The following is a 1,849-nucleotide window of genomic DNA, read 5'->3' as shown; positions in this document are numbered from 1 at the left end:
CGTTGTTGAGTCCGCGGTCAATACGACTCCTGCCCTAAGTGTTGCACCCACTTCAGTTCCCGTTGTTGAGTCTGCGGTCAATACAAGTCCTGCCCCAAGTGTTGCACCCACTTCAGTTCCCGTCGTTGAGTCTGCGGTCAATACCACTCCCGTTCCGACTCCAACTACTGTCGTTACGGTATCAGCCGAGCCTACACCTGAACCAACATCGGTTCCATCAGAAGTGATGGTAAATGATACCACAAATATAACCAATGCCAGTGAACTGGTTGACGGACTGCCTGAGCCGTCACCGACCACTCAAAAGCCTGAAGATAACCGCATGCTCTATTCCGGTGTCCTTGCCCTTACTGAAGGGACCGTCAATGTTACTGTAAGCTCAGGAATTGACTATGAAATCCCGGTTAATACACCACTTGGTGTTCTACACATGCTTTTGAAAGATTCGAAGATCACGAATTTGTGTATTGATGATAGGGGAATGCATAAGGGTGGTATTTTAATTCTGGAAGGAATAAATGAATATTTCAATACGGCAACCAAAATTTGGTTTGTCAGGGTGAATGGTACACTTCTGGAGGATTATGCAAATCCAAAAACAGACGGGTTGAATAAGTTCCTCCTTATGGCCGGGGATACGGTCTCATATTATTATGGGGATCCTTCCGGATCATTACAGGATGCAGAAGCGATGATAGTGGTAACCTTAGGGTAATTCACTCTTGCATAATGATGCACATTTACATATCTAATTTACCTGGGTTGGAGTTCCATAGTCATCCCATTTATGGTTAATTTCTTCCTGTGCTGGCGCTCCATCACGATTTCCCCTGGTTTGGGATGCCAGTGATGAGGTGGTTGTTCCAGAACCTGGTTCACTGAGCACTATATATGAGATAATTATCTCTTTTGGTGTGCATACAGGTACCATACCCCCCCGGTATCAATACAGGGATTGATTCTTCTTCTCATGTTATTGGCGTTTCACATTTTAACCAGGTGACGGTATGAACAACATACTGCTCCGCCTCGATGCCACACATTCTATCAGGACCCCCCATCTTCTTTTCGTTATTCACATCACGATCTTTATTATCAGACCAAAGCGATATTGGTGTATGACTGAATGGGTATGCACAAAATGCGGGTACCTCTATGATGAACGATTCGGAGATCCGGAACATGGAGTTATTGCAGGAACTCCTTTTGAAAAAATTCCTAATACATGGGTCTGCCCCCGGTGTAAAGCAACAAAAGTATTTTTCGCCAAAAAGAGAAAATAGATATCTCATATCTTTTGGCAGTTTCTTCATGTGATCAGGTTATCAATGATGTGATCCAGATGATATTGTCAGGTCACGTTCTTAACAGAAGAACACCAATTAAATCATTCAGGAATGCCAGTGTCAGATGAGAACCGAAAACCTGGACGCATCCCTCATATCAGATTTTCGTTTCCAGTTTTGGTTATGATTATTCTGACCACAATTTTTATTGTTCTCATAGTTCTGATGTCCTATATTACCTTTCAGCAGACGACCCAGCACCTCTCCGATACCTGGGATAATGAGGTCCGCCATAATGAGCATCATCTCAGGAGTTCTCTTCAGTTAATTAACCAGGGATTGCTGCTTTTTGATCATACCTTTGATGCATCCATGAAGAAGCAGTTTGCAGTATTTCTGGATGCCTATAATCAGTCGGACGGGAATCTGTCCAATATTAATCTTTCAGAAATAAAAAGCAGATTTAGTCCTGATGTTATTGATATCGCGGATCTCTATATTATCAATGAGACTGGTATCGTGGTAGATGCAACATATGCGGGAGATATCGGTCTTGATTTTAA

At 42.8% G+C, this 1,849-nt stretch carries 3 protein-coding genes and 1 pseudogene; 3 read left to right on the top strand and 1 reads right to left on the bottom strand.

Annotation, left to right across the window (positions count from 1 at the left end; genetic code table 11):
• Positions 1 to 715, top strand: a pseudogene (locus tag PLA23_RS13045) (hypothetical protein); the annotation flags it as partial.
• A 33-nt stretch (positions 716 to 748) separates the two neighbouring features.
• Here PLA23_RS13045 and PLA23_RS13040 read toward each other — a convergent pair.
• Entirely contained in the window at positions 749 to 931 is a 183-nt protein-coding gene (locus tag PLA23_RS13040; protein ID WP_324475476.1) for a hypothetical protein, read from the bottom strand.
• Positions 932 to 1,007: 76 nt separating this feature from the next.
• Between PLA23_RS13040 and PLA23_RS13035 the strand changes: the two genes are divergently transcribed.
• The gene (locus tag PLA23_RS13035; protein ID WP_324332046.1) at positions 1,008 to 1,283 is read left to right on the top strand and encodes a rubredoxin; all 276 of its coding nucleotides are present in this window, start codon (positions 1,008 to 1,010) and stop codon (positions 1,281 to 1,283) included.
• A 120-nt stretch (positions 1,284 to 1,403) separates the two neighbouring features.
• Positions 1,404 to 1,849, top strand: a 446-nt coding sequence (locus tag PLA23_RS13030; protein ID WP_324475475.1) for a hypothetical protein, incomplete at its 3' end; no start/stop codon positions are given.

Source organism: Methanospirillum sp., from assembly GCF_035406105.1.
In the GTDB taxonomy this organism is placed as follows: Archaea; Halobacteriota; Methanomicrobia; order Methanomicrobiales; family Methanospirillaceae; genus Methanospirillum.
Note: the sequence above shows the minus strand (reverse complement) of the source record. Positions and strands in the feature narration are given on the sequence as shown.

Excerpts from the sequence above, each read along its gene's own strand:
- PLA23_RS13040 (WP_324475476.1), bottom strand. The coding sequence starts at position 931 with ATGGTACCTGTATGCACACCAAAAGAGATAATTATCTCATATATAGTG.
- PLA23_RS13035 (WP_324332046.1), top strand. The coding sequence starts at position 1,008 with ATGAACAACATACTGCTCCGCCTCGATGCCACACATTCTATCAGGACC.